At 49.3% G+C, this 25,808-nt stretch carries 24 protein-coding genes; 17 read left to right on the top strand and 7 right to left on the bottom strand.

Annotated features, from left to right (window positions below):
• Positions 1-40: 40 nt before the first annotated feature.
• Positions 41-529 carry a helix-hairpin-helix domain-containing protein gene (locus ABEW73_RS23110; RefSeq protein WP_430165817.1) on the top strand — a complete coding sequence of 163 codons (489 nt, stop codon included), beginning with the start codon at positions 41-43 and terminating at the stop codon, positions 527-529.
• 143 nt (positions 530-672) lie between these two features.
• Complete coding sequence (locus ABEW73_RS23105) at positions 673-1,341, top strand: DUF4097 family beta strand repeat-containing protein (protein ID WP_430165815.1); 669 nt, start codon at positions 673-675, stop codon at positions 1,339-1,341.
• Positions 1,342-1,496: 155 nt separating this feature from the next.
• Here the strand turns inward: ABEW73_RS23105 and ABEW73_RS23100 are convergent, their stop codons facing one another.
• The 3 genes from ABEW73_RS23100 to ABEW73_RS23090 form a co-directional block, all read right to left on the bottom strand.
• On the bottom strand, positions 1,497-2,948 hold the full coding sequence (locus ABEW73_RS23100) for an erythromycin esterase family protein (RefSeq protein WP_430165813.1): 1,452 nt from the start codon (positions 2,946-2,948) through the stop codon (positions 1,497-1,499).
• 174 nt (positions 2,949-3,122) lie between these two features.
• The gene (locus tag ABEW73_RS23095; RefSeq protein WP_009594955.1) at positions 3,123-3,320 is read right to left on the bottom strand and encodes a helix-turn-helix transcriptional regulator; all 198 of its coding nucleotides are present in this window, start codon (positions 3,318-3,320) and stop codon (positions 3,123-3,125) included.
• A gap of 25 nt (positions 3,321-3,345) precedes the next feature.
• Complete coding sequence (locus ABEW73_RS23090) at positions 3,346-3,861, bottom strand: DUF6773 family protein (RefSeq protein ID WP_430165810.1); 516 nt, start codon at positions 3,859-3,861, stop codon at positions 3,346-3,348.
• Between the two features lie 433 nt (positions 3,862-4,294).
• Between ABEW73_RS23090 and ABEW73_RS23085 the strand changes: the two genes are divergently transcribed.
• Positions 4,295-5,191 carry a putative RNA methyltransferase gene (locus ABEW73_RS23085; RefSeq protein WP_430165807.1) on the top strand — a complete coding sequence of 299 codons (897 nt, stop codon included), beginning with the start codon at positions 4,295-4,297 and terminating at the stop codon, positions 5,189-5,191.
• A gap of 108 nt (positions 5,192-5,299) precedes the next feature.
• Positions 5,300-5,725 (top strand): VOC family protein, encoded by a 426-nt coding sequence (locus ABEW73_RS23080; RefSeq protein ID WP_430165804.1) that lies wholly within the window; start codon positions 5,300-5,302, stop codon positions 5,723-5,725.
• Positions 5,726-5,819: 94 nt separating this feature from the next.
• On the opposite strand, the gene ABEW73_RS23075 is transcribed toward ABEW73_RS23080, so the two are convergent.
• Positions 5,820-5,999 (bottom strand): hypothetical protein, encoded by a 180-nt coding sequence (locus ABEW73_RS23075; protein WP_430165801.1) that lies wholly within the window; start codon positions 5,997-5,999, stop codon positions 5,820-5,822.
• 282 nt (positions 6,000-6,281) lie between these two features.
• Between ABEW73_RS23075 and ABEW73_RS23070 the strand changes: the two genes are divergently transcribed.
• Positions 6,282-7,196: a hypothetical protein gene (locus tag ABEW73_RS23070; RefSeq protein ID WP_430165799.1), complete on the top strand. Its 915-nt coding sequence runs from the start codon at positions 6,282-6,284 to the stop codon at positions 7,194-7,196.
• 210 nt (positions 7,197-7,406) lie between these two features.
• Entirely contained in the window at positions 7,407-7,949 is a 543-nt protein-coding gene (locus ABEW73_RS23065) for an alpha/beta hydrolase (RefSeq protein WP_430165796.1), read from the top strand.
• Between the two features lie 456 nt (positions 7,950-8,405).
• Here the strand turns inward: ABEW73_RS23065 and ABEW73_RS23060 are convergent, their stop codons facing one another.
• The 3 genes from ABEW73_RS23060 to ABEW73_RS23050 form a co-directional block, all read right to left on the bottom strand.
• Positions 8,406-10,226, bottom strand: a complete 1,821-nt coding sequence (locus ABEW73_RS23060) for an ABC transporter substrate-binding protein (protein WP_430165793.1) — start codon at positions 10,224-10,226, stop codon at positions 8,406-8,408.
• An 80-nt stretch (positions 10,227-10,306) separates the two neighbouring features.
• Positions 10,307-11,815: an ABC transporter permease gene (locus ABEW73_RS23055; RefSeq protein ID WP_430165790.1), complete on the bottom strand. Its 1,509-nt coding sequence runs from the start codon at positions 11,813-11,815 to the stop codon at positions 10,307-10,309.
• A gap of 13 nt (positions 11,816-11,828) precedes the next feature.
• A complete protein-coding gene (locus ABEW73_RS23050) occupies positions 11,829-13,271 on the bottom strand; it encodes an ABC transporter permease (RefSeq protein WP_430165787.1) in 1,443 nt (480 codons plus the stop codon).
• Between the two features lie 147 nt (positions 13,272-13,418).
• Between ABEW73_RS23050 and ABEW73_RS23045 the strand changes: the two genes are divergently transcribed.
• The 11 genes from ABEW73_RS23045 (at position 13,419) to ABEW73_RS22995 (ending at position 25,668) form a co-directional block, all read left to right on the top strand.
• On the top strand, positions 13,419-15,161 hold the full coding sequence (locus ABEW73_RS23045; protein ID WP_430165785.1) for a dipeptide ABC transporter ATP-binding protein: 1,743 nt from the start codon (positions 13,419-13,421) through the stop codon (positions 15,159-15,161).
• Positions 15,162-15,548: 387 nt separating this feature from the next.
• Positions 15,549-16,184, top strand: a complete 636-nt coding sequence (locus ABEW73_RS23040; RefSeq protein ID WP_430165782.1) for an SGNH/GDSL hydrolase family protein — start codon at positions 15,549-15,551, stop codon at positions 16,182-16,184.
• A gap of 182 nt (positions 16,185-16,366) precedes the next feature.
• The gene (locus tag ABEW73_RS23035; protein ID WP_430165779.1) at positions 16,367-16,903 is read left to right on the top strand and encodes a GNAT family N-acetyltransferase; all 537 of its coding nucleotides are present in this window, start codon (positions 16,367-16,369) and stop codon (positions 16,901-16,903) included.
• Between the two features lie 182 nt (positions 16,904-17,085).
• Complete coding sequence (locus ABEW73_RS23030; RefSeq protein WP_430165776.1) at positions 17,086-18,207, top strand: sugar ABC transporter substrate-binding protein; 1,122 nt, start codon at positions 17,086-17,088, stop codon at positions 18,205-18,207.
• Between the two features lie 144 nt (positions 18,208-18,351).
• Positions 18,352-19,842, top strand: a complete 1,491-nt coding sequence (locus ABEW73_RS23025) for a sugar ABC transporter ATP-binding protein (RefSeq protein ID WP_430165834.1) — start codon at positions 18,352-18,354, stop codon at positions 19,840-19,842.
• Entirely contained in the window at positions 19,839-20,834 is a 996-nt protein-coding gene (locus ABEW73_RS23020) for an ABC transporter permease (protein ID WP_215163823.1), read from the top strand. Before ABEW73_RS23025 ends, ABEW73_RS23020 begins: the two co-directional genes overlap by 4 nt.
• A gap of 288 nt (positions 20,835-21,122) precedes the next feature.
• Positions 21,123-21,578 (top strand): acyl-CoA thioesterase, encoded by a 456-nt coding sequence (locus ABEW73_RS23015; protein WP_430165772.1) that lies wholly within the window; start codon positions 21,123-21,125, stop codon positions 21,576-21,578.
• 50 nt (positions 21,579-21,628) lie between these two features.
• Positions 21,629-22,627, top strand: coding sequence for a Gfo/Idh/MocA family protein (locus ABEW73_RS23010; RefSeq protein ID WP_430165769.1), 999 nt, complete (start codon positions 21,629-21,631; stop codon positions 22,625-22,627).
• A gap of 126 nt (positions 22,628-22,753) precedes the next feature.
• Positions 22,754-23,830 carry a fatty acid desaturase gene (locus ABEW73_RS23005; RefSeq protein WP_430165766.1) on the top strand — a complete coding sequence of 359 codons (1,077 nt, stop codon included), beginning with the start codon at positions 22,754-22,756 and terminating at the stop codon, positions 23,828-23,830.
• 105 nt (positions 23,831-23,935) lie between these two features.
• Positions 23,936-25,069: a sensor histidine kinase gene (locus ABEW73_RS23000; protein WP_430165763.1), complete on the top strand. Its 1,134-nt coding sequence runs from the start codon at positions 23,936-23,938 to the stop codon at positions 25,067-25,069.
• Positions 25,066-25,668, top strand: a complete 603-nt coding sequence (locus tag ABEW73_RS22995) for a response regulator (RefSeq protein ID WP_430165760.1) — start codon at positions 25,066-25,068, stop codon at positions 25,666-25,668. Before ABEW73_RS23000 ends, ABEW73_RS22995 begins: the two co-directional genes overlap by 4 nt.
• Positions 25,669-25,808: the final 140 nt, after the last annotated feature.

Below are 25,808 nucleotides of genomic sequence, written 5' to 3'. Positions count from 1 at the left end.
CTGCGGGTGCAGGATGATTGAGGCGAAAGGATGGTAAAGGATGCAGCGGCATGTACTGGGAAAATCACCGAAGCTTCCGTTAACCGAAGAAGAGCGAGCGAAGCTGCGGTCAAACAAAATGAAGCTCATCGATATTGCGCACATGGATATCGAGTTATTGTCTGGCGTGCTTGGCATTTCGGATAGCCGTGCACAATATGTCCGGGGGCTGGCGCAGTTTCAGACGGTTCCTTCGATCGGACCGAAAGTGGCTGAACGCGTAGTCAAGATGGGATATTACGCATTGGAAGAAATCAAGAATGAAGACGCCGCCGCGTTAACCGACCGGATGGAGGCAAGCAGCGGATTCTGGGAGGATCCTTGCGTAGAGGATGCATTTCGCTGCATTGTTCATCATGCCAATCATCCGGAAAGCGGGAAGAACTGGCATGATTTCAGCGAAGAGCGTAAGCAATTTAGGGAGGAGCACGGATACCCTACAACCCGTCCGACACGATCGTGGTACGACAACAAATATGGACAACCATAGGGTCCATACCTTGACCTATCGGGAGGCACTGCCACAAGGCGGTGTCTTTTTCCTGTCTTTTACCAGAATTGAAAAATCACTTGAAAGTGACGCAACGTCATCTTGTACAATGGTTTCAAAGTTGAAAAGGGGTGGAGAAAGAGATGAAACGATACGCAGCTGCAATTCTATGTCTGCTCAGCGTGTTATTGCTCAGTGCATGCAGTTCGACCAGCGAAGATGAGGCTCTTCAACGCGTAACGCTTGAGGAGGTTGAAGTGCTGGAGATTGACCATGGCAGCACGACCTTGTACGTTGAGACAGCGGATGTGGAAGCATTGGAAGTTTCGCTGCTCAGAAACACCAAGTCCGCAGGGGCCGTTGTTGATCAGGATGGCAGTCGGGTGAAGATTCGTTTAGATAACGACATCACGCGGATGTTGAATATCGGCAGGATGCCTCAGCTTAGCGTGAGAATTCCTGCGGATTATGCAGGGAAGGTCGTCATTGACGGTTCTTCCGGCAATGTAACGGGGACTGGGTTGCAGAATCATAGCCTCGAGGTGAAGGGGAAAAGCGGGAATATCTCACTTGCGTTCACGCGTTTGAATCATGATGTGGAGGTATCGTCGACAAGCGGAAACGTGAAAATCCAGCTGGATGAAGAAACTCCTGATGCGACATGGATGCTGCAATCCGGAAGCGGACAACGGTCCATTGCCGTTCTGCTCCAGGACAGGAAGGAGAGCAACCGGAAGACGGAAGGGCGATCCGGTCATGGCAAGCATGAGGTGAAGCTCAAAACCTCCTCGGGGAACATCTCGATAAAATAACCATGTAAGAACAGAGCTTAAGAAAAAACAAGCATCCCCGTACTCGTCCTTTGCAAGAGCTCACAGCTTTTACGGCTCTTGAAGCAGACCATCAGAGGATGCTTGGCATGTTAACCTATTCAAGTTATATGACAAAGAAGAATGATTGCACTTATTTATTCTTCAGTAGGCACAGAAACCTTGGATGAAGCGGAGGATCTCATATATTGCGGCGGGTTTACATCATCAATAAGTAGAATACCATCGTATTGGTCACGGGCAATCAGACTTTCGGGGATCATGCCCCAGCTGTAGGCGAAACGCGGCTCGAACATCCAGGAGTTGCCCGCCTCACGCTTCTGGTATCGCAAATCAACGAAGGTATACGGCGCACCTGCGGCCGACAGGATCGATTCAATGGAGCCCGGTTCTGCCGGCAGAACGTCATGCACATTCCCCATGTTATCTGCGGTCTGACCGCTGGCCGGATACAAGCCGAGTACGTAACTGTATTTTTTCATTTCGTCCGAGAGTTTTTCCCCCATGAGAGTAACCGGATATGGCGATCCCATGACCTCGGTTTGAGCCTTGCGGATGTGGTCGTTATGTCCCCAGACGATGAATTTCTCCGTTGGATAGACTTCGGTAGCCAGCCACATGAGATTATCGTGCATCGCCTGATCCCGCCATTCCATCGATTCCAGAAATGGTACATAATCCCCGCTCTCCATGCCGAGGGTCGACTTGATGGAAATCTCTACATACTCCTGAGCTACCCGAATCCGGTCGTTCAAACCTCTTTCAAGTTGCAAGGGCAGCTGGGGATTATCTGGATATAACTGCTTCAGATGAGCTTCGTTTGCCTCCGTTTTTAAGGATTTGATAGCATCTTTGTACACTTGAATCAGCTGATGTTTCTCTTTGCGGTAAGCGGCAAGATCCGTACCAAGAGAGTAGTCTGACAATTTCTTCTCAGCTTCCGCGAGGCGCTTGGCCATGGCCTGATCCTGCAGCCATTGTCCGTCCAACAGCGGATACTGCAGCTGCATGTCGAAACCGGTCAGCACGAGCGGCTGCTTGCTCTTTTGTGCTGTTTTCATGTAGTCGAACAACGGCAAAACCTCCTTGGACCACCAGACGCCGAAGATGGAATCCTTCATGGTCGACTCTGGGCTCTGTTGTCCTGCTTTACCATATGCCAGAGAGGTATTGCTGAGGCTGCTTTCGAAGGCAAGCACGTTATAGCCCATTTCCTGATGCAGGAACTGGATTAAACGAGTCTTGGCCAGATTGAACTCGGCAACGCCGTGGGAGCTCTCGCCGAGGAACACAAAACGTTTATCTTGCAGCAATGGTTTTAGCATTGCCAGATCCTTATATTGGTTTGGACCGCCGGCCGTGTCGGCGGGCTGAATCGTATCCAATCGGTATACATGGTCTTTCGCCCAGTTCTCCCATTCGGCAATCTTTTCGTCGGAGGTTCGGGCCGTTTTCACTTCAGTAACCTGACCTTGGATGGTATCCAGGGTGGAAGCGTATATTTTTCCGGCAGGGATTAGGGAAGTCCCCACAAGGGAGGCGGTGAGCAGAAACACGGTGAATGCTTTTCTAGTTTTATGTAGCGGCATGCAGGATCACTCCTTATAAGATGATGATCAGTTATATGTTTTGTGGTGGGTTGAACGTTTCGAAGAGAATATCGACACTATTATTCCTTGTCTTGAAGCGTTGGCATCACCTCCTTAATATCGTCGCAATTACTGTCCGGCGGCGTTAGAGAACTGAAATGCGGTTGGCCTACCTTAGTCCTCTTCCCAGAACAAATCGTTAAGCGTACGCGATAATGCCTTGCATATGGCAACGCACAGGCTGAGGGACGGATTATATTTCCCCAGCTCGATCAGGCCGATGGTCTGCCTGGAGACACCGACGATCTGGGCGAGTTCTTCCTGCGATAAATCTTTCTCGACACGGGCCATCTTCAATTTGATGTTTTTCATGCGGCACTCACCCTGATATCCCTTTCTACGAGTCGAACGGATCGTTCTGCGACATTTTCTGGCTTACCTTGTTGGCGCCGTAGTGGATCACCGAATTCACGCCAACAAAGAGCGGGATATAGATGATCAGTGAAACGAAGAAAACGATAAAGAAGTATTTGATCTCGGTCGCACTGCTGTTATTGCCAAACAGAATCGCGCTGCGGATGCCGAGAAAAAGAGCAAGTGCGATACCGATAACGAGCCCCCATATCGCCGTACGCATGCTGAATGAAATTTTGCTCCGCTGGTCATGGACCTCCACTTCATCAGAGTAAATCCCCAGTGCCACGCTGCGTATCCCAAAATATAAGCTTCCTCCCAGCATGATCAGCATTTCCAGCCAGACGGATTCCGTTCGGGGCAGCGCAAAAGATTTGATGATAACGGAAATGCTGCAAATGATCATGATCAAGGTATACACCTCTTTATATAACTTGTTCTTCAGATTGACGATACGCTCGTCTTCAACCGAGTTTTTCTTAAACCAATTCAAGCTCATCATTCCTTCCTTTGGTTAGAGATACGTTCCTGAGATTTTCTGGATACCTGCATTGTAATAGTATTTACGTCTTTTTGCAATATATATATGTCATTATGGTTTTAATATTTGTCTTTATAAGCGAGGAAGTGGATGCAGCCTCAAGCATTCATCATAGTCCATAGGGGAAGCTTATTCTTGATATATTTTGCTGAACCGGACGCTTGCCCTGGAGGTTTACATTCTGTGCTCGCGTGGTAAAATTGGAACAGGGCATTTCTCTTGCCCAAATTGATGTCAGGAGCGTATTCCTTCATGATCCATTTCATTCGCTTACGTTAATGTGAGGTACAGATCCAAATAGGCTCGGCCCTTTTTTTTTGAGATTGAGGCTTGAGTTTATTTTTCTGTGCCTTTTTCATTGCGGTCAATCGAATGAAAGGGTGATTTTGCTGTGTCCAATAATGAAAAATTGTTAAAGAAAGCACGGATGCTTTCGTACCATGAGAAGATGTTTCAATGTCCGATCTGCGGCGGTGCCATGAAGGTAGAACGCATGGCCAGCCTAGAATGCGAGAACAGGCATTGCTATGATATATCCAGACAGGGGTATGTAAACCTGCTGAACCATTCATCCAAAACCAAATATGATAAGGCCTTGTTTGAGGCCCGAAAAATGATTAGCAGCAGCGGGTTCTTTGGCCCGTTGATTGAAGGAATTTCGAATCGTCTTATCCAGATGCAGAAACAGAAGCTGCCGGAATCCGGCAAGCCTCTGAGATTGCTTGATGCAGGATGCGGGGAAGGCTCCCATCTCTCGGCGATTGGACATAACCTCCAGGAGAAGGGGCATAAGCCTAACGTTATTGGTGTCGGCATGGATATTGCCAAAGAGGGAATCGCAATGGCTGCTAAGACATATTCGGACCCTATGTGGTGCGTGGCCGATCTGTCTCAGTGCCCGTTTGCAGACGAACAGTTTAATTACATTTTGAATATTCTGTCTCCTTCCAATTATTCGGAGTTCAGGCGATTGCTTACGAGTGACGGAATGTTGGTGAAGGTAATTCCCGGGGGCCTGTATTTGCAGGAGCTTCGAGCTTTGTTCTATACAGGTACAGGTAAAGAGACGTATTCCAATGACGGCACCATGAAGCTGTTCAGCCGTCACTTTGAACGGAGCGGGTTCGAAGAGCTTCGGTATCACGTCATTCTGGATTCTGAGCAGGTGAAGCAACTGATTCACATGACGCCGTTATCCTGGAGCGCTTCACCTGAGGTTATTGAACGGATGTCAGATGGGGAGATGGAGGTAACCGCTGACTTCACGCTTCTGTATGGATGGAAATAATGGAAAGTGTCCCGTCGTAGATTTCCGTCATATTTTGCTAAAGTGTCCACTGTAGGAGATAATATGAGTTATCTAGTCAATATCAATATAAAGGTGGTTAACGATCGAATGACACTTCGAATGAATCCGTATCTCTTTATGGACGGGGATGCTAAGGAAGCTATTCAATTCTATGAGAAGGCCTTGGACGCTAAAGTCGTCATGGTTCAGACTTTCGGCGAGATGCCGGCTAACCCGGACTTTCCGCTGCCGGAGAGCGCACGGGATCGGGTATCCCACGCAAATCTTATCGTCGGAGAGACGGTCTTGATGTTATCCGATACGTTTCCCGGTCAACCGGTCCAATCCAGCAATCAGGTCCAAATCTGCATCATGACCGATGCAGCAGAGCGTGCAAAGCAGGTATATGAAGCACTGCGGGAGGGCGGGAAGGTGGTTATGCCACTGCAGGAAACCTTCTGGAGCCCGGCCTACGGGATCGTTGAGGACAAATATGGCGTACATTGGAATATCTCAACCGAAGTTGAAGCATAGAAGTTGATTCCACTCCTGTCGGTATTATAAAAAGGGTCCTGACGATTTGTTGTCAGGGCCTTTTACGGTTAAAGCAAAAATCGATTTCCCTAATCTACGCCCGCGATCCATCCCACCACTTATAGTAGATGTGGATATGCCCGGCGGGGCTAACCACAAGCGGATCGATCACGAGTGTTTTGCCGCTCACCTTCAGCTCGATCACCTTTTTGTTCTTCTGATTGTATAAGTCTGTTTTTCGAGCGGTCAAGCGCCTGGAAGCGGTTCTTGTCAAAGATGGGCTGTTATAACTAGCTCACTAACTTAAGTGATACTTAGTGACTACAGGACTAAGGAAGTGCACAAATCCTCCACTTTGAAATATGGAATAATGAAAGAAAGACATGTTTTTCGCGAAGGAGCTAGGAAATGGAGTACGCTGTACTGTGAAATATTCGAGCACGGAATAAGAAGGATTTAGTCTAAAAGTTAGGGGTTCGTAATTCCTATTGGAAGATACCAAGCCATTAGGTAAAATATCCCTTGTTTACTATCTATAGAAGAGGGGCGAAATTCAATGAGATTGGTGCGAAAATCCTTATTGACCCTATGCAGCCTTTTGCTTGCCGTCTCGGTCCTAATTCCGCAAACAACGGTTCATGCAGCGGATCAGAAATGGATCAATCAAGTATGGAGCGAGTATAAATCCTATCATAAGAAGACGTTGGATGCTTATAACAATTACCAGAAGCTAGCGGACAAGAAATATAAGTTGTTTTATGATGCAAGCCATGCGTCCCTGGATCAATTGGAGAAAAAAGTGCTGGAGGATCAAAAGCAGTGGGATGAGAAGCTTCAAGCTGATTTGGATCAGCTGAAGCTGAAGTATGAAGGAAACCGCGACTTAAAGGATAAGCTGACACAATATGAACGGTTCATCAATCCAAGTTATTTGAACAGTCCGATGTGGAAGTATGCGAATGCTGCAAACCGGCATTATTTGAATAGCACGCTCTGGAAGCTAAGCAAAGAAATGAACGAGGATTATTTGAACAGCTTGATGTGGACCTATAAGAAGACGATCGATCCGGATTATTTGGACAGCTCCGCGTGGAAATTTAACAAAACGGTCAGTGAGACTTATTTGAACAGCCCCATGTGGAAGCTGCGGAACGGGTCAAGCACGTCGTATCTGAACAGTCCGATGTGGAAATACAAGCACGGAAAAATAAGCAAGGCAACAGCCAAGAGCCAATACAGCAAGCTGTTTAAAGAGCAAACAACCGCGATATCCAAGAGCAACGCCGCAAGAAAATCCGAAATAGAGAAAATGGCAAGCGGCACGCAGAAGAAGATAGGCGAGCTTTACAAGGAAACCGTGATCACCCTTGAGACAAGACGCGAGGAGGCACTGAAGAGCATCTCTGATCTGCGGATCGAAATCACCGGAGAAGGCTTGCAATGGGAAGCGCTGCTTGTGGAGAGACCGTAATATTATTTTATTGTTAACAAGGGAAGAGCTGCCCTACTGGTCTGAACATGACCAGAGGGCAGTTTTTGTTTTTGAAAAAATGAAAACAAGAGGCTAGATGTCAGCAAATGAAAAGAAGTCTAGCACTTTACTATCGGTTACTCTAGATGGGCAGACATTCTGTTGGGACATGTCCATACCCTTAAGCAATGATCAGGAAGGGGACTAAATATGAAAAAACAAGTTTTGTTCATCCATAGTGCCGGTCCACAAGGCATTCACCAAGGCAGCAGTGACTTGATTGCCCATCTACAAGATCAGCTCGGGAAAGCTTACCATGTCTTATCTCCCGGCATGCCGGATCCGGATTACGCACTGTGGAAAGCGCAGATCGCCAAAGAAATCAATGCATTGAATGGGGAGATGCTGCTCGTAGGTCATTCCCTAGGCGGGTCCGTGCTACTGAAATATCTTTCGGAAGAAGACTGCCAGCTAACCATCTCGGGACTGTTCTTGATCGCCGCCCCCTACTGGGGCAAAGACGATGATTGGCAGAGCGAAGATTTTAGATTGCCTGATTCTTTCGCCACCATGCTGCCTCGCATATCCAGTCTGTACCTGTACCACAGCCGTCACGATCCCGTGGTGCCTTTTGCGCACGCTCAGCACTACGCGAAGCAACTCCCCGAAGCTGTCACCCGGGTATACGAGGGCGACGATCACTATTTCCGCGAGGGCTTGCCCGAGCTTATAGATGATATCAAGCGTATATAATCCAAGCCTTCAATCTTCGTCTGTTCAGCCACCCCTGTATATGTGAATTACAGGGGCGGCTTCCTCTCACTCCCCCCTCCCCAAAAAAGGCGAGAGTAGCTGCGCCGCGGCTATCATTCGTCCCTTTTTATGGCTAATGTGAGATGTATCGAAGCATGATCTAACAACGGACTACTTAAGGTAGTGCTCCAGCGGAGAAGGCGGAATGATTCTGGAGAAGCGAAGCGGTCTCCTTTGCCCCCGGATTTCTACTCTGGCCCATTCATTCATAGAAATCTGGGGGCAACAGAGATCGGAAGAATCATCCGCATGCGGAGCGATGCAAAGTTTTCAAACGACATAACCGATGCAAATGTGTGCTGAAGTGTTAAGAGTGAAGCTAGCATCTTTTAATCTGCATATAAAGCTCGCATAAAAAAAGACGACATCAGCTTTTCGCTAATGTCGTCCTCTTTTTTACTTGCTCGCTTTATATGCGCTCAAGTACTCCTTCACCTTCGCCGGATCGGCGACCAGCTCGTTGCCGGTTTTAACGATTGGGCTGACGGTGGAGTAAGCTTTAATTTTGTTGTTGTTGTAGTAAGTCAGGATCTCATCCTGATTAATGGAGTAGAGCACCGCTCTTCTCAGATCGTCGCTTGTTGCCACATCACGGTTTTTCGTGTTGAACAGCAAGTAGGATACGGCGTTGCTTTCGATGGTTTGCAGCTTCAGCTTGCTGTCGCCTTTAACCACATCGTATTTCGTTTCAGGCACGCCGTAGTACAGGTGAATTTCGCCGCTGCGCAGTGCGGAGAGGGTGCTGTCCGCATCTTTGATGAAGCGTACTTTCACTTGCTCGATTTTCGGTTCGTGCTCGGTACCTTTCATGTAGCCAGGGTTTTTGAAGAAGGTGGCTTCATAGTCCGTTTTGGATGACAGGATGTACGGACCGCTGGCATACAGCGTGTTGTTGTATTTGTCGCCTTCGGTTACCGTGTTTTGGTCGCCGTAAGGGATGTCTTTGTTGACATCGAATTTCTCAACGTCATACGTGTTGATGGACTCGACCTGTTTCTTGGATACGATACCGGCCGATTGGTGAGCCAGGTAGTTCAACACTTGCGGGAACGGCTCAGTGGTCGTCAATTTAATGACTTGGTATTTACCATCTTTCGTGCTTGCTTGATTCTTGTCGTCGACGAGGGATGTGATCTTGGTATCCAAGCCAGCTTCCAGCGCATCCTTGATGCTTCCGCTGCCACCGGACACTTTAGTGTTCTCCAGTGCGCTCAGATCGGTTACAGCTTCAACCGTGTTGATATGCTCGTGAAGCGTGTAGGTGCGATGATCAGGTACCGAATTTTTGTCTTTGGCTCTGTTCATGGAGAAGATGACATCGTCAGCGCCTACGCGCTCGCCGGAATCTTCAGCCTTTTTATTTGTGATTTTCGCAAAGTCAATATCGTCTCTAAGAATGAAGTAGTACTCCGAGTTGCCTTCGCCAATGGCATGGTTATAAGACAGCGATCCTTCGGATGTGATCTTGTCATCATCGGTCAGATTGATCAGACGTACGTTCATGTTGGTGTTGATGATGTTGATGGAACCATCGTTACCCTTGATCGGATCAAGAGATGTCAGTTCAGAGATCGATTGGGACAGAATCAGCGGCTGCGTAGCACGCTTGGATTGGTCTTTGAAATCAACGGCTTCCCAAGGAAGGGAACGGGATTTCGAGAGACGGACAGAGTTTTCGTCCAGCACATCCTTGTTGAACGCTTGGCTCTTCAGGGAAATGTACAATGGCGCGATGTAAGCTTTGTCTGTAACGAGACGCTGTTCAAGCTGTTTGTAGGTTTCCGCAGCGTCCTCAGGCGTTTGTGTTGCCGCTTGGTCGATCAGCTTGTCCACTTCTTCGTCGGACATGATGCTGTAGTCGCCGCCCGTTTTGAACAGGGAACGTACAGCGTAGTCAGGGTTACCCGTAACGGTTGTCCAGCTGGACAATGCGATGTCGTAATTTCCGGCATCTTGCTGTGCCTTGTAGCTGCCGTAGTCCGGCTGCAGATTCAGCTTCACGTTGAAGCCGTTCTTCGTGAGCTGGTCGCGAATGATGTTGACATCGGATTCGTTAGAGCTCATGCCAAGCAGTTCAATATTAACAGCGGATGTGTCTGTGGCTGTATCCGATGGTTCTTGCTGATTTTGCTGTGCATCATCTTTGGTTGTTACGTTGCATCCAGCCAGTACAATGACTAGCGAGAGGAACAGTAACAGCAAGGAACTCTTTTTCATTGTGATACCCTCCTGAGTTGTATATATATAAAAAATATTTTTGAAACCATTAGTTAGTGTGCCATGGGCACAGAAGCACATTAATCCAGTTTAGGATCTAAGGCATCCCGCAGTCCGTCGCCAAGGAAGTTGAAGGACAGGACAAGCGCGATGATGGCGAGGCCCGGATAAATGGCCAAGTAGGAATGCGTCTCAAGATACGTGCTTCCGATCTTAAGGATATTCCCCCATTCCGGGATGTGCGGCTCAACGCCGAGACCCAGATAACTCAAGCTGCTCGTCGAGATGACGGCTGCACCGATAGTCAATGTGGATTTGACAATCATGGGTGCAAGCGAGTTTGGAACAATATGCTTGAATATAATCGAAAAATTGCTCGAGCCGAAGGCTCTGGCCGCATCAACGTATTCAAAGGTGGAGGCCAGGAGCACATTCGCCCTCATGGTTCTCGCATATGTCGGGATAGCGCCTACGCTGAGTGCCAGGATGAGGTTGAGAGTGTTGGCTCCGAATGCAGCAATGATCGCAATGGCGAGTAAGATACCCGGAATGGCGTACAGCACATCCAGCAAACGCATGATGATGTTATCGGTATGACGGCCATAGTAGCCGGAGATGGCACCGAGAACACCGCCGATGACAACCGGGATCGCCGTAGAGGCAAATCCGACGATGAGCGAGATTCGGGCCCCGAATACGATGCGGGAGAACAAATCCCGGCCGAAGTTGTCCGTACCGAAGGGGTACACAAGGCTTGGCGGCTGCAGGATGGCACTGTAGTTGTTATCAATCGCGATGCTGTAATCGAAGGTAAACAGACTGCTTACCGACAGACAGAACAGGAAGATCACAAAGAACAGTCCGGACATGGCCGTGGAGTTAGCGGTAAGCTTCACCCACACGTCGCCCCAGCGGGTCATCGCCGGATTGCCGTTCTTGCGTATCTTCGCTAGCAGGTTGATGCCGAGCACCAGGGCAAAAATATTACCCGTCACCGCGGTCAGAATGATCGGAAAGGCAAGCCAGGCCATTTTGGGATGTGCATAATTCGTTGTTACATATCGGGCAACGAGTATAAGCGCGATCAGCTGAATGACTGCAATAATGAGAAGCGCGCCCATTGCCGGCAGGAATGTATTCGAGACATAAGGCTTGAACAGATTCAGTGCCGATACCGCGATAACAAACAGCTGGGTTAACAGCATGTAGACGGCAATCGTATATTCAGGAGGCTTCTGTTTTTTAATCAGATTGAAACCGAACGTGACAGTAAACAGATTTCCTGTGACGATGCTCAGCAGCTGAATGTATCCCAGGATCCTCGTCGAGCGCCGGATTTCTCCCTGGCTTTGAAGATCTCTTCGGATCAACAGCGTGATGATGATCTGAACGATGGTAAACAATGCATATACCGCAAAGGCGGTGAACACCCACGGTTTGATGGTTCCCCCAGTGAAATCAAAGCTGTTCAGAAGCAGGATCACCGTTAAGGTCAAAGAAATAACCCATGTGAAGCTGGCTTGACTGTACTCGTGTGAGGATTTCAGCTGGTGTTTGGTTTCTTGTTTAGAAAGAAGCTTCTTGATCATGAGTACACCTGCTTTAGTATTGTTTCATCTTGGATCTGATCCGTGGATCGAAGAACGCGTACAAGATATCAATGATAACGTTCACCAGCGATATGGTAATGGCGGTATATACCACGCCGCCCATAATGGCTGGGATGTCAGGGATGAATTGTTTATCGACGATGTAGCTGCCGATACCGCTGATGTTGAACACCTTCTCCGTAACGGCAGAGCCGCCAAGCATCCCGCCGAACTGAAGTCCGATGACGGTAATGATCGGAATGATGGCGTTGCGGACAGCATGCTTCATTAGGATGGTGCCCTTGCTGAGCCCCTTCGCTCTGGCTGTGATCATATAATCTTCATTAATAACCTCCAGCGTAGAGGAGCGCGTCATTCTCGCTACCGAAGCGGTAAGTCCTGTGCCGAGCACAATCACCGGCATGATCATGGATAACCAGTTCTCAGGATTAAAGGTGGCGGGCAGCCAATGCAGCTTGATCGAGAAATTCAGGATGAAGATCAGTCCCTGCCAGAAGTTCGGAATGGACAGCCCGAGCAGAGCCACGAACATAAAGGTATAGTCAAAGAACGAATTGGGTCTCGTAGCCGAGATAATCCCGATTGGCAATGCAATCGCAATCGCAATGATCAGGGAAATGACCGTGAGCGTCAGTGTGATCGGGAACTTTCTGGCGATGCTTGAGGTGATCTCTTCGTTGCCAGAGAAGGATTTGCCAAGATCGAAATAGGCGATTCCTTTAATATTGTTCCACAGCTGCGCCAGGTACCCTTGGTCTAGACCGTGCATTTTGTTAAAAGCCGCGATCTGTTCCGGCGTTGCCGTCTCGCCCAGGATGTTGGCTGCAGGGTTGAACGGCGACAAGTGGAGAATCGTAAAGACAAGCACGGCTACGCCAAAGATAACGAAGACCGTCATCACGAGTCTCTCCATAATATATTTCAGGTAAGGATTGCTGTACAAAAAAATAAGGATGTACATCAGCAAGCCTGGAATAAGTGATATAATGAAGAACAACGGATTCTCGATGAGAGAACCAAACGTATCGGCCATGGTCAACCGTTTCCGGTTGTTCAGCTTTAGTTCCTTGGCAGTCCGTTCCTTAAGGACTTCCTGGAACCTTGCTTCTACGATTTTGTCGACTTCCTGCCGGAGCTGCCCCTCATTGACTTTTTGCTTGAAAAAGTCGTGCTTGCGTTTCTGCTGCTCCATAATCTCGGAGCGAAGGGTCTCCAGAAATCCGGCAGCCAGCATCTCGCTGCGTATGCGGTTCTCCGCCGCTGTGTAGTCGTCCTTCTTTCTCTGAACCAAATAAAATAGGAAGACCACGAGATTCACGGGCGCTCCCAATAATAATAGTAAGTATCTATAAGAAGGGTTCAGAAGGATCTTACTGTATGTGATGCTTATCAAACCTATGAGTCTGTTTGGTCTTGCTGCTTCTGTCCCCCCCATAAGCTGCCTTTCCTCCTTGTTTCAAATTGCATTATTCCGAGTGATATAGTATATTTTATTTTAGCCTATTTTAAAAGTCAATAGATTATAAGAGTTGTAGATGATATTCCTTTCATGACATAAACGCATAATGGCAGGTGAGCAGAGTTGGAACCGATATTGCAGGTTAAAAATTTGAGTGTAGCCTTTCAATCCCGTGATTCAGAATTTCACGCGGTCCGTGGGGTCAGCTTTGAAGTGAAGAAAGGGGAAACGCTCGGGATCGTTGGGGAATCCGGGAGCGGCAAAAGTGTCACCGCACGCTCGATCATGCGGCTGCTTTCGTCACCGCCTTCCTATATGAAGGATGGGGAGATCCTGTTCCTGGGCCAGAACCTGGCGGAGAAGACCGAGAAAGAGATGGAGAGCATCCGCGGACGCGATATCGGGATGATTTTTCAGGATCCGATGACCTCGCTTAATCCGACGATCCGAATCGGGGAACAAATATCGGAGAGCCTGGTTAAACACCAGAAGCTGTCCAAGCAGGAAGCGAAGAAGCAGGCGCTTGAGATGCTGAAGCTGGTCGGCATACCGAACAGCGAAGCGCGCTATAACCAGTACCCGCATGAGTTCTCGGGCGGCATGCGGCAGCGGGTGATGATTGCCATCGCGCTGGCGTGCAGTCCCGCGCTGTTGATCGCGGATGAACCTACAACGGCGCTTGACGTAACGATTCAGGCCCAGATCCTCAATTTGATGAAAAATATGCAGGAGCGCTTCGGTTCTTCCATTATATTGATCACGCATGACCTCGGCGTTGTCGCAGGCATGTGCGACCGCGTGGCGGTGATGAAGGACGGCATGATCGTGGAGACAGGCACGACGGAGGAAATCTTCGAGAATCCTCAGCATCCTTATACTTTGAAGCTGTTAAACGCGCTTCCGCGCCTGGATGAGAAGAAGAAAGCGAAGCCGGCTCCGATCATCGTGCCAAGCACGGATTACAAGGGACCACTGTTAGAGGTTAAATCCTTGAAGCAGTATTTTGATATGGGTAAAGGGAATGTGCTTAAAGCGGTGAATGATATCAGCTTTCACATTCAGGCTGGGGAAACGCTTGGGGTCGTTGGGGAATCCGGCAGCGGAAAATCGACGACGGGACGAGCCATCCTTCGCCTTCACCAGCCAACAGGCGGAGAAGTGCTGTATCAGGGAATGTCTGTGAATCGTCTCTCTCCTTCGGAAATGAAGGCCATGCGGCGCCATATGCAAATGATTTTCCAGGATCCGTATGCTTCGCTCAACCCGAGATTGAAGGTGGTGGACATTATCGGCGAAGCGCTTGATGTTCACAAATTGACTAGCAGTAAGCAGGAGCGGAAGAAACGGGTCGAGGAGCTGCTGGATATGGTCGGATTGGATCCGGCCTATGCCACGCGTTATCCGCATGAGTTCTCCGGCGGTCAACGTCAGCGGATCGGGATTGCCCGGGCGCTGGCGGTGGAGCCGAAATTCATCGTGTGTGATGAGCCGCTCTCCGCGCTCGACGTGTCGATCCAATCGCAGATCGTGAAGCTGCTGGAGGAGCTGCAGCATCGTCTGGGCTTGACTTATCTGTTTATTGCGCATGACCTGTCGATGGTGAAGCATATCAGTGACCGCGTTGCCGTTATGTATATGGGCAAAATCGTGGAGCTGGCTGAAAGTGAAGAGCTGTACTCCAATCCGCAGCATGATTATACGAAGTCCTTACTCGCGGCGATCCCGGTACCTGATCCGAAGATCGAATCCAAGAAGAAACGGGTATTGTTGGAAGAGCGCACCGGAGAGGACAAATATAATCTCGAGCATTCGGAGCTTGTGGAAGTATCGGAGGGCCACTGGGTGGCCATGCCGACCGGAGCCTAATCGAACAATACTAGAACCTGTCCCGGCCGAAGTCGGGGCAGGTTTTTTATGAATAAGAAAAATTTGCTCGTAAATCGACGATTTGCGTGGTACATAAAAAGGAATTGAGCCTTGGACGGCAAATATTTAAATGTTATATAGATTGAACTAATGAAGAGAAGAACCTCAACGGAGAAGGCGGAATTATTCTGGAGAAGCGGTAGCGGTCGCCCGAAAGCTTTCCAAAGGAAAGCTCGCATCGGAAGCATATACTGCACCCGGATTTCAACCATTTTTATTGAATTGATAGGAATCTGGGGGCAACAGCGATCGGAAGAATAATCCGTATTCGTAGTGATGCTCGGGCTGAGAATCTTTAGTTCAACATATCGATGAGGAGGAAGTGGAATGAATCGTTTGCAGCAAGGGGATGTCGTATTATTTCAAGGGGACAGCATTACGGATTGCGGTCGTGACCGGAACTTTTCCGGCAGCTTGGGGAACGGCTACCCGCTATTGATCGACTCGTTGTTTGGCATGAAATTTCCTGAGTTGAACGTAACCTTTTTGAATAGAGGGATCAGTGGAAACCGGGTTGTCGACTTGAATGACAGATGGCAGGAGGATTGCCTGGACCTGAAACCGGACTGGGTATCCATCTATATCGGAATCAATGACACTTGGCGCCGGTATGACAGCGGGGACCCGACAAGCACCGAGGATTACAAAGCTGGCTACCGTCAATTGATCGAACGCACTAAAGGGGCGCTGGACGCCAAGCTGATTCTGGTTGAACCGTTCGTACTGCCGCATCCGGAGGATCGCAGAGTTTGGCGCGAGGATCTGGATCCGAAAATCACCGCGGTTCGCGAATTGGCGGTTGAATACGGGGCGCTGCTGGTACCGCTGGACGGATTGTTCGCTGCGGCGTCGGTGCGCCGCGAAGCTGCCTTCTGGGCACCGGACGGCGTGCATCCGTCACCGGCCGGACACGGCCTGATCGCGAAGGCTTGGCTCGAAACGATGGGCATTCGTTTGGATTAACAGATTTAAGAGCAGAAGTTAGAGGCAACCAACTCGGGATTATCTTGAACGGCTTATCAATTAGAAAGAGCTCGGGCGTGAATCACTGCGTCCCGAAGCTCTTTTTAAATAAGATTTGAACTTAGAGTATGAAATAGGGGCTTGGAGCTGCCGATACATATATAAACAAAGGGGATGACGTTATGCTGTATGGGCAACGGGTAATTCTCAGACCAGTCGTCGAAGAGGATTGGGAGCAACGATATCAATGGCTTACGGATCCTGAAGTGAGTTCTACACTGCCATCCGGTACCGGGGTGCCTTTAACCCCGGCAACCGTGAAGAAACGGACACAGAAATATGCGGAGGGTGACCAGTCAGGTGCATATTTCACTGTGCTCAACCTGGACGGGAAGCTGCTCGGCAATGCTCAGTTGTTCAAGATCGATCCTTGGGCGCGCAAAGCTGAATTCGGGATATGGATCGGAGATAAAAGCGTGTGGGGACAAGGCTACGGCACGGAGGTTACGCAAGTCCTAGTTCAGTTCGCTTTTGAGAGACTGAATTTGCACAAGGTGTATCTTACCGTGGATGCTACCAATGCCGGCGCAATTCGGTGTTATGAAAAAGCCGGTTTTCAGCGGGACGGAATTCTGCGTGATGAAGCGTATAAGAACGGCTCGTATGTGGATCGTATTCTGATGAGTTTGCTTCATTCTGAATATGTCGTAGGGTCCTGACTTTTTTTAAAATGAAAGCTTCTCGAAAGCCGAACGAGAGTTAGAAATCACTTTCATTTTTTTTGCCTATGTGTTGTAATGCATTAAAGCGGAAAAATAATGATTGACGCCTCCGGTTAAATCCTATAGGATTACTTGTATTAATATTTGTCCTTTTTACGGAAAACAGGGGGAGAGAGAACATGAAAGGCAGTAAACATGTAAGGAAATTAACGACGCTGGTGCTCGCGTTTATGATCGTCTTAACCGGATGTGCCGAATCGGGCAGCGGCGGCGGTAGCGGGGCAGGCAAGCTGGCGGACAAGGTCGAGAACCTGCCGGCAGGCATTGCCGAGAAGGATCTGGTGAAATTGATGGTCGTCCGGAAAATCGGGGGCGATGATCATACGGCGCAATTTTTAGCAGGTGCGAAACAGGAAGGCGAAGCTCTCGGGTTTAAGGTGGATACCTTCTCGGCGAACGGAGACTCCGCCAAATTCCACGATGCGATCTCACAAGCCATTGACAGCGACTACGATGGATTTATCATATCGCATGGCGACGATCCTGCATCCGTTCAAGACGTGAAGAAGATTACGGATAAAGGGATTCCTGTTGTCACCTTTGACTCCTTGCCGGAGATCGGCGACATTGCAGGGGTAACTCAGACATCGCAGGATGACGAGCAGCTGGCGAAGCTGGCACTGGACAAGCTGGTCGAAGAGCAAGGGCCGGAAGCCAACATTGTCTATCTCTGGGTAGACGGATTCCCACCGATGGTGCGACGCAATGCTGTATATCAGGAAACGCTGAAGAACAACCCAGGCATCAAGGAATTGGAGCGTTTCGGTGTAGCGAGTAACCAGACTTCACTGGAAACACAAAATGCAGTGTCCGCCATCCTGACGAAATATCCGAAGGGCGAGCTCGATGCCATCTTCGCTACTTGGGATGCTTTCGCCATCGGTGCAGCCAGAGCGCTGGAGGAAGCGGGACGCACCGAGGTTAAGATTTACGGCATCGACGTATCCAATGCAGACCTGGAGCTGATTCAGAAGCAAGACAGTCCATGGGTGGCTACGGCTGCAGTGGATCCGAAAACGATCGGCGCGATCAACGTCCGTTTGCTTGCTAAAAAGATTGCCGGCGAGGAAACGCCTGCTACGGTCAATCTGGAGCCTGTATTGATCGAGCGCTCCGACCTTGCGGGTGCAACCGAAGCGGTCAACATGGTCAACCTGGCGGATATGATCCCTAGCTGGGGGACAAGCACCGAATTCGAAGAGGACTGGATGAAGGCGTTGAAAGAAGCAGGCGGCAAATAAACAGCAATATTCATACAGGCGCTCTTATCGGTCATCGATAGGGGCGCCCTATCCTATTTGAAGGGAAGAATACACTTGCGAAGCGTTATGGAGCCAACAACTGCCGCCTCGACCCACTCGTCGAATACGGCACCCTTACTTCAAATGAAGCACATATCGATTTCTTTTCCGGGCGTTAAGGCGTTAACCGATGTGAATTTTCAGACGACCGTAGGAACGGCCCATGCGTTGATCGGCGCGAATGGCGCAGGGAAATCTACATTGATGAAGATCCTATCGGGAGCTTACAACCATTACGAGGGCGAGATCTGGATCAATGGGAGCAAGGTTCACATTCGTTCCCCAAAGGAAGCGAAGGACCTGGGCATTCAGATCGTCTATCAAGAGGTGGATACGGCGCTCATTCCAAACCTGACGGTCGGGGAGAACATTATGCTTGACCGGACGGTTCACGATATGGGCAAACGGCACTTGGTCCGCTGGAAGGAGCTCCATCGGGAAGCCGAATCGATTCTTGCACGGATGGATATCCGGGTTCCCTCCAAGAAACTGATCTCGGAGCTGACGCTGGCGGAGAAGCAGATGGTGCTGATCGCAAGAGCCGTCTCCAAGCAGTGCCGGATTCTGGTGCTGGACGAGCCGACCGCGCCGCTCAGCCACAGCGAGACGGATCAGCTGTTCCAGCTGATGCGCAAGCTGAAGCAGGATGGGGTCGGTATTATTTTTATATCGCACCGGCTGCCGGAGCTGTATGAAATTTGCGATGATATTACGATCATGCGGGATGGTCTGCTGGTGAAAAGTGACCGTATTGCGAATATCGATCAGCCGAAAGTGGTGGAGTACATGCTGGGCTCCAAGATGGAGCAGCAGTTTCCCCACGTTGAGCGGGACATCGGCTCCACCTGGTTCGAGGTGAAGAACATGTTCGACCCGGGCAAAGTCAACGGCGTTGACCTGCACATCCGCAAAGGGGAGATCGTCGGTCTGGCCGGGCTGGTCGGGGCCGGGAAAACCGAGCTGTGCCGGGCGATATTCGGAGCATCCGACACATCGACCGGCGAGATCATGCTGAACGGGAAAAAGCTCCGCATCCGCTCGCCGCATGATGCCGTTTCGCAGGGAATTGCGCTGGTCCCCGAGGAGCGCCGCCGCGAGGGCGTGTTCGTGGAAGAGCCGGTGTCCGTCAATCTAACGGCTGCGGTGCTGTCCCGTTTTTCCAGATGGGGATCCTGGCTTAGCTTCGGCAAGGAAAAGCAGGAGGCGAGGGAGATCATTCAGTCGCTCGGCATTAAGACCCCAAATGAGCGAGCCAGAGTGAAAAACCTGTCCGGGGGCAACCAGCAGAAGGTGGCGATCGGCAAGTGGCTGCTGGTTGACGCGGATGTGTATATTTTTGATGAGCCGACCAAAGGGGTTGATGTTGGCGCCAAGAGGGACATTTTCCATCTGGTGGCCGAGCTGGCCAAGCGGGGGAAATGCGTGCTGTACGCCTCAAGCGAGCTGTCCGAAATCGTTGGCATCACGGATCGGGTGTATGTGATGTATGACGGGGGCATCACGAAGGAGCTTACGACGCTGTCATCCAACGAAGAGGAAATATTGCTTTATTGCACAGGAGGCGGGTTGACATGAATACAGCAAGACCTGTTAAGGAGAAGCCGACGGCTAGTTTCGCTTTTGATTTTCTATATAAATACGGCACGTTGATTACGGTATTCGTACTTATTCTGGTATTCGGGACGGTCGCCGACAACTTTTTGAATACGAGCAACATTATCAACATACTCCGTTCGATCTCGATCGTGACGATCATTGCCGTGGGCCTGACCGTATCGCTGGCCGTTGGCGGCTTTGACCTGTCTGTCGGCTCGACGGCTTCCCTGGCGAACGCGCTTGTTATTTCCATGTTCGTCTGGCATGGGCAAAATATCGGCATCGGCATTGGTCTCACGCTGCTGTTCTGTCTGGTCGTGGGATTGATCAACGCCTTCCTGGTCATCAATTTCAAAATTGACGATATGCTGATGACGTTGGCGACGATGTTTATCTTTCAGGGCGTTGCGCTCACGTATACCCGCGGCGCTACCATTTCCCAGAATATGATCCTGCCGAGCGGAGATTTTGCCACCGGTAAAATTCCGGCGGTGTTTGAGAAGATCGGGCAAGTGCCATGGATCATTATCATCATGGTTCTCGTGGTCCTCGTAGTCCATCTGTTTCTGACCTATACGAAACACGGGCGGTACATGTACATGATCGGGGGCAACCGTGAAGCCGCTGCTTTATCCGGGATACCGGTGAGTAAATACCGTTTGATTGCTTACTTGGTCTCCGCTTTGTTTGCCGCCATCGGCGGCATTATCCTCGGGGCTCGGGTCATGACGGCCGAAGTCAACTCCGGCGGACCTTATCTGATGGATGCCGTCGCTGCAACCTTTATCGGATACTCCGTATTCGGAGCCGGCAAGCCGAACGCGCTCGGAACCTTTGTCGGGGCAGTATTGATCGGTATATTGCAAAATGGTCTGATCATGCTGTCCGTGCCGTATTATGCGATGGATATCGTGAAGGGCGCCGTGCTGGCGTTGGCACTTGCTTTAACTTACTATAAAAAGCGGCATTGATCGCTTAAGCTGCGCTTTTTTTAACCGAACTTTGTTCCATTCATACTGATCGAGACCATCCCTCCAGTGATCCTGCACCGGAGCGGGTGGTCTTTTTTCATGACTAGCTGCATTTAGACAACGTATGAGAGAAGCGAATTTCAAGCCTTATTCAACGGACCAATCCGGCAAGTTATCCATGATTTGGTTATTTAGTTGACGGACTCAACTTGTATTCATTATCCTTGTAGAAGACTGATTATAAATTGTACATACATTTGCCTCGTATAAAGAGAAAGGGGACTCATCATGAAAAAAACTACCTTCATACAACCGGATCCTAAGACTTGGCTGGACACATTTCACTTTGAAATTCCGATAAAGATAAGGTATTGCGAAACGGATATGCTGGGTCATGTCAATAACGTCAGTTATTTCATGTATTTTGAGCAGGGACGCATTGAGTACTTCGAGAAGCTGGGATTGACCGAGGATCTGTTCAGCGACAAAAAGGTGTCTGTGGTTGCGGATCTGGAATGCCAGTATCTTGCTCAAATGTATCTGAAGGATCCGCTTAAGCTTCATGTCCGGGTGGCTGAGATCGGGCGTTCCTCCATGGACGTCCAGTATGCGATCGTGGTGGATGGTACATTAAAAGCGGCAGGTCGCGGAACCATTGTCCTCATCGATACCGCGTCAGGCAAGAGCACGCCGATTCCGGATTCGGCACGCGAGCGAATTTCGGCTTTTGAAGGATGGATGTAACGAAAAGCGAAAGATCGATCATAATCAGATAAGAAGGGAAGGGATTAGGGATGAACATCCGTTTTGCCGTTATCGGCACAAACTGGATTACCGAGCGGTTTCTCCAAGCTGCTCTGGAGACGGAGGAATTTATTCTTACTGCCGTATACTCTCGGACAGAAGAGAAGGGCAAGGCTTTTGCGGCCAAGTACGCGGATCCCAAAGTGTACACGGATCTTGTGACGATGCTCCAGGATGACGAGATTGATGCGGTGTACATTGCGAGCCCGAATTCCTACCACGTAGATCAGGCGATATTATGCATGAACCACGGAAAGCATGTTCTCTGCGAGAAGCCGATGGCTTCTAACGCAGTCGAAGTGTCCGCCATGATTGAAGCTGCGAAGAATAACAACGTTCTGCTAATGGAAGCCCTGAAGTCGACGTTGATGCCGAATTTCAAGACCGTCAGGGATAACCTGTACAAGCTGGGTCCGATTCGGCGTTATTTTGCAAGCTATTGCCAATACTCCTCTCGTTATGATGCGTACAAGCAGGGGACGGTACTCAATGCATTTAATCCCGAATATTCCAACGGTTCACTCATGGATCTGGGGATTTATTGCCTGTACCCGATGGTCACCCTGTTCGGTAAACCGGACTCCGTCAAAGCTTCCGGTTATATGCTATCCTCCGGGGTTGATGGCGAGGGCAGCCTGTTGTTGTCCTATCCCGAGATGGATGCCGTTATCATGCATTCCAAGATCAGCGATTCCTATGCCCCTGCCGAGATCCAGGGCGAGAACGGCACGATGATTATCGACAAGATCAATCAGCCTTACGATGTGAAGATCCATTACAGAGACGGCACCATTGAGAACGTCACCCAGCTGCAGACCCATGAATCGATGTATTATGAAGCTCGGGAATTTATCGATTTAATGAAGTGTGGCGAAAGGGAAAGTGCAATCAATACCCATGCCAACTCACTCATTACAGCTGAAATCATGCAGGAAGCCAGACGCCAGGTAGGACTGCGGTTTCCAGCCGATTCCCGCACCGATATATGATATTTGTCATACTCCCGAAATGACGTTTATGACTACGACACGCATGACGTTCTATCTATACTTAAGTTAGACAAGTGCGTGATACATGTATAACGTCCTTGCGCCATTTCGAGGAGGAAGACAACTATGGCTAAACCCGATAACAAACTATCCAGCTTAAAAAAGAACGTTGCCCCTTATGAGGAAATTGACACAAAGGCGAGTATAGGTCAGCTTTTCAATACACTGGTTCCCTTGATATTGCTATGGTATGCAGCTTATTTAAGCCTATCCGTATCGTACTGGCTTACCATTCCCATAGCGGTTATTGCATCGGGGTTTGTTGTCCGGACGTTTATCATATTCCATGACTGCTGTCACGGATCTTTCTTCAAAAGCCGCAAGGCGAACAAAATTCTCGGCACGATTACAGGCGTGCTTACATTGTGCCCTTACGAGCAATGGAAGAACACGCACGCGATTCATCACGCGACGAGCAGCAATCTCGATAAGCGTGGAATCGGCGATATGTGGGTATTAACCGTTGAAGAGTATGGGGCGGCTTCCTTTTGGCAGCGTTTATACTACCGGGTATACCGCAATCCGATCGTGATGTTCGGACTGGGTCCTATCGCCATATTTCTGGTATCCTATCGTTTCAACCGTAAAGGCGCGAGACGCAAGGAGAAGATCAGTAACTATATAACGAATATTTCGATTGTTGCGCTGTATGCATTGCTGTGCTGGGCGATTGGATGGCAGGCATTTCTGCTTGTTCAAGCTCCTATATTTATGGTATCGGGGATGCTTGGCATTTGGTTGTTCTATGTACAGCATCAATTCGAAGAAACGTACTACGAGCATGATGAAGAGTGGAGTTATATCAATGCAGCCGTAGAAGGCAGCTCTTATTACAAACTTCCGAAGGTTCTGCAATGGATTACGGGTAACATCGGCTTCCATCACGTTCACCATCTTAGCCCGAAGGTTCCTAATTATAACCTGGAGAAGGCGCATGAAGCGGCTCCTCCGCTGCAAAAGGCAACAACGATTACGCTCAAGACCAGTTTGAAGTCGATTCGTTTCCGTCTGTGGGATGAAGACAAAAAGGTGTTCGTCACGTTTAAGGATGCAAAGAAGTCGCTCCGTAAACCGCAGGAATCGGTATTGGCGAAAGCCGAGAAGAGCCTGGCGAGCAGTAGACCTAGAGTGCAGGGAGAGTAATTCCTTTGCAACTACGAGGTTATAATAGGAATAGGAATGAATAAGAATACGGGTCTGCTTTGCAGAAATGAGGACTAAGCTCGAACCGACAGAAGGTGGGACACCATGCAGAAATGGTATCAGATATTTCATAAAAGTACGGGGCTGAGCCCTTATGTATGGGTCGTCTTCTACATCCTTCCGTTCTATTTCATCTTCCGGTCGACCTCTACCTATCAGGTCATCAGTGGCACGCTGATGATTGTAATGTTCTTCGCCTTCTATGTGCTCTCATTTCTGGCCAAAGGCTGGCTCGTCTACTTCTGGACGAGTCTGCAAATTCTGATATCGATTACGATGTCATTGGTATTCGGGTATATCTATTTCTCGTTGTTCCTCGCATTTTTTATCGGGAACATCAAGAATAAGGCCGGGTTTATCACGCTGTATTCGGTCCATCTGGTCACGACCATCATTACGGTCAATTATGGACTGTTAACACGGAATCCGTTCTTTATCACACAGCTGCCATTTATGCTTGTCAGTGTTGTCGGGGTGATTCTGCTGCCCGTGACGAACTATAACCGGAATAAGAATGATCAACTGCAGGGTCAGCTGGAGGATGCCAACAAACGGATTTCGGAACTGGTGAAGCTGGAGGAACGTCAGCGGATTGCCCGTGATTTGCATGATACGCTGGGACAGAAGCTGTCTCTCATTGGTCTCAAAAGTGATCTGGCCGGTAAATTGATGACGCAAGATACGGAAAGAGCGCAGGCCGAGATCAACGATGTGCGCCAGACGGCCAGAACGGCACTCAAGGAAGTGCGCGAGATGGTGACAAGGATGCGGGGGACCCGGCTCACGGATGAAATATTCCGCATTCAGCAAATTCTAAAGGCTGCCCAGATTGAATTAACCTTTGAGGGAATGTTGGAGCCGGAAAATCTGTCGTTAATGAATGAAAATGTGATCAGCATGTGCCTGAAAGAGGCCGTGAATAACATCGTGAAACATAGCAATGCCACGGCTTGCTCCATTGTGATCGAGTCCACGGAAACGGATCTGGTTGCGAAGGTGAAGGACAATGGAACAGGGTTCGTGACGGATGCGAGAAACCGCGGAAATGGACTTCGGGGAATGAGAGAGCGACTTGAATTCGTAAACGGAAGCATGGAGTTCACTTCCGGCGAAGGAACTACGCTGATCCTTCGTGTACCTAACGTGCTTAGAATGCCGGATAAGGAGGCGGGAATATGATCCGAATAGTCATTGCCGAAGATCAGCGGTTGCTGCTTGGAGCCCTGGCCTCACTGCTTGATCTGGAAGAAGATATGCAGGTGGTCGGGACAGCAGGTAATGGGAAGGATGCCGTGCAGCTTGTCAAACTTCATCAACCGGATATCTGTATCATGGATATTGAAATGCCGATGATGAACGGACTTGAGGCTGCCGAAGAGTTAAAGGGCTATGGCTGTAAGGTGATGATCTTGACGACCTTTGCCCGGCCGGGGTATTTCCAACGTGCTGTGAAGGCCGGCGCCAATGCCTACCTCCTCAAGGACAGCCCGAGCGAGGAACTGGCTGCTTCCATTCGAAGCATTATGGCAGGCAGAAGAATATACGCCTCGGAGCTTGTGGATGAAGCCTATTCCGGTGAAGAGAATCCGCTGACGGAACGGGAAAAGGAAGTGCTGAGCCTGATTGCGGACGGTAAGAATACGAAGGAAATTGCCAGTCAGCTGTTTATTACAACGGGTACTGTGCGGAATTATATTTCCGTTATACTGGATAAGCTTGGCGTCAGCAACCGGATCGAAGCGATCACGCGTTTTAAGGAAAAAGGTTGGTTTAAATAATTAAATAAATATAGCCGGAAGCCCCGTGGTTGAGCCACCGGGCTTCTTTTTTGTGTGGATAAAGAGAAAGGAGATAGGCTCGAGGAGTCCATTTTGATTCGCAATATATGTATTTTTTTACCTGATATAGTATTCATTTT

The organism is Paenibacillus lautus, assembly GCF_050482385.1.
GTDB lineage: Bacteria > Bacillota > Bacilli > Paenibacillales > Paenibacillaceae > Paenibacillus_AQ > Paenibacillus_AQ lautus_B.
The sequence above is the reverse complement of the archived record's forward strand: the minus strand, read 5'-3'. Positions and strand labels throughout refer to the sequence as shown.

Coding starts and splice junctions, on each gene's coding strand:
- ABEW73_RS23110 (WP_430165817.1), top strand. CDS start 41: ATGCAGCGGCATGTACTGGGAAAATCACCGAAGCTTCCGTTAACCGAA.
- ABEW73_RS23105 (WP_430165815.1), top strand. CDS start 673: ATGAAACGATACGCAGCTGCAATTCTATGTCTGCTCAGCGTGTTATTG.
- ABEW73_RS23100 (WP_430165813.1), bottom strand. CDS start 2,948: ATGCCGCTACATAAAACTAGAAAAGCATTCACCGTGTTTCTGCTCACC.
- ABEW73_RS23095 (WP_009594955.1), bottom strand. CDS start 3,320: ATGAAAAACATCAAATTGAAGATGGCCCGTGTCGAGAAAGATTTATCG.
- ABEW73_RS23090 (WP_430165810.1), bottom strand. CDS start 3,861: ATGAGCTTGAATTGGTTTAAGAAAAACTCGGTTGAAGACGAGCGTATC.
- ABEW73_RS23080 (WP_430165804.1), top strand. CDS start 5,300: ATGACACTTCGAATGAATCCGTATCTCTTTATGGACGGGGATGCTAAG.
- ABEW73_RS23070 (WP_430165799.1), top strand. CDS start 6,282: ATGAGATTGGTGCGAAAATCCTTATTGACCCTATGCAGCCTTTTGCTT.
- ABEW73_RS23065 (WP_430165796.1), top strand. CDS start 7,407: ATGAAAAAACAAGTTTTGTTCATCCATAGTGCCGGTCCACAAGGCATT.
- ABEW73_RS23060 (WP_430165793.1), bottom strand. CDS start 10,226: ATGAAAAAGAGTTCCTTGCTGTTACTGTTCCTCTCGCTAGTCATTGTA.
- ABEW73_RS23055 (WP_430165790.1), bottom strand. CDS start 11,815: ATGATCAAGAAGCTTCTTTCTAAACAAGAAACCAAACACCAGCTGAAA.
- ABEW73_RS23050 (WP_430165787.1), bottom strand. CDS start 13,271: ATGGGGGGGACAGAAGCAGCAAGACCAAACAGACTCATAGGTTTGATA.
- ABEW73_RS23040 (WP_430165782.1), top strand. CDS start 15,549: ATGAATCGTTTGCAGCAAGGGGATGTCGTATTATTTCAAGGGGACAGC.
- ABEW73_RS23035 (WP_430165779.1), top strand. CDS start 16,367: ATGCTGTATGGGCAACGGGTAATTCTCAGACCAGTCGTCGAAGAGGAT.
- ABEW73_RS23030 (WP_430165776.1), top strand. CDS start 17,086: ATGAAAGGCAGTAAACATGTAAGGAAATTAACGACGCTGGTGCTCGCG.
- ABEW73_RS23025 (WP_430165834.1), top strand. CDS start 18,352: ATGAAGCACATATCGATTTCTTTTCCGGGCGTTAAGGCGTTAACCGAT.
- ABEW73_RS23020 (WP_215163823.1), top strand. CDS start 19,839: ATGAATACAGCAAGACCTGTTAAGGAGAAGCCGACGGCTAGTTTCGCT.
- ABEW73_RS23015 (WP_430165772.1), top strand. CDS start 21,123: ATGAAAAAAACTACCTTCATACAACCGGATCCTAAGACTTGGCTGGAC.
- ABEW73_RS23010 (WP_430165769.1), top strand. CDS start 21,629: ATGAACATCCGTTTTGCCGTTATCGGCACAAACTGGATTACCGAGCGG.
- ABEW73_RS23005 (WP_430165766.1), top strand. CDS start 22,754: ATGGCTAAACCCGATAACAAACTATCCAGCTTAAAAAAGAACGTTGCC.
- ABEW73_RS23000 (WP_430165763.1), top strand. CDS start 23,936: ATGCAGAAATGGTATCAGATATTTCATAAAAGTACGGGGCTGAGCCCT.
- ABEW73_RS22995 (WP_430165760.1), top strand. CDS start 25,066: ATGATCCGAATAGTCATTGCCGAAGATCAGCGGTTGCTGCTTGGAGCC.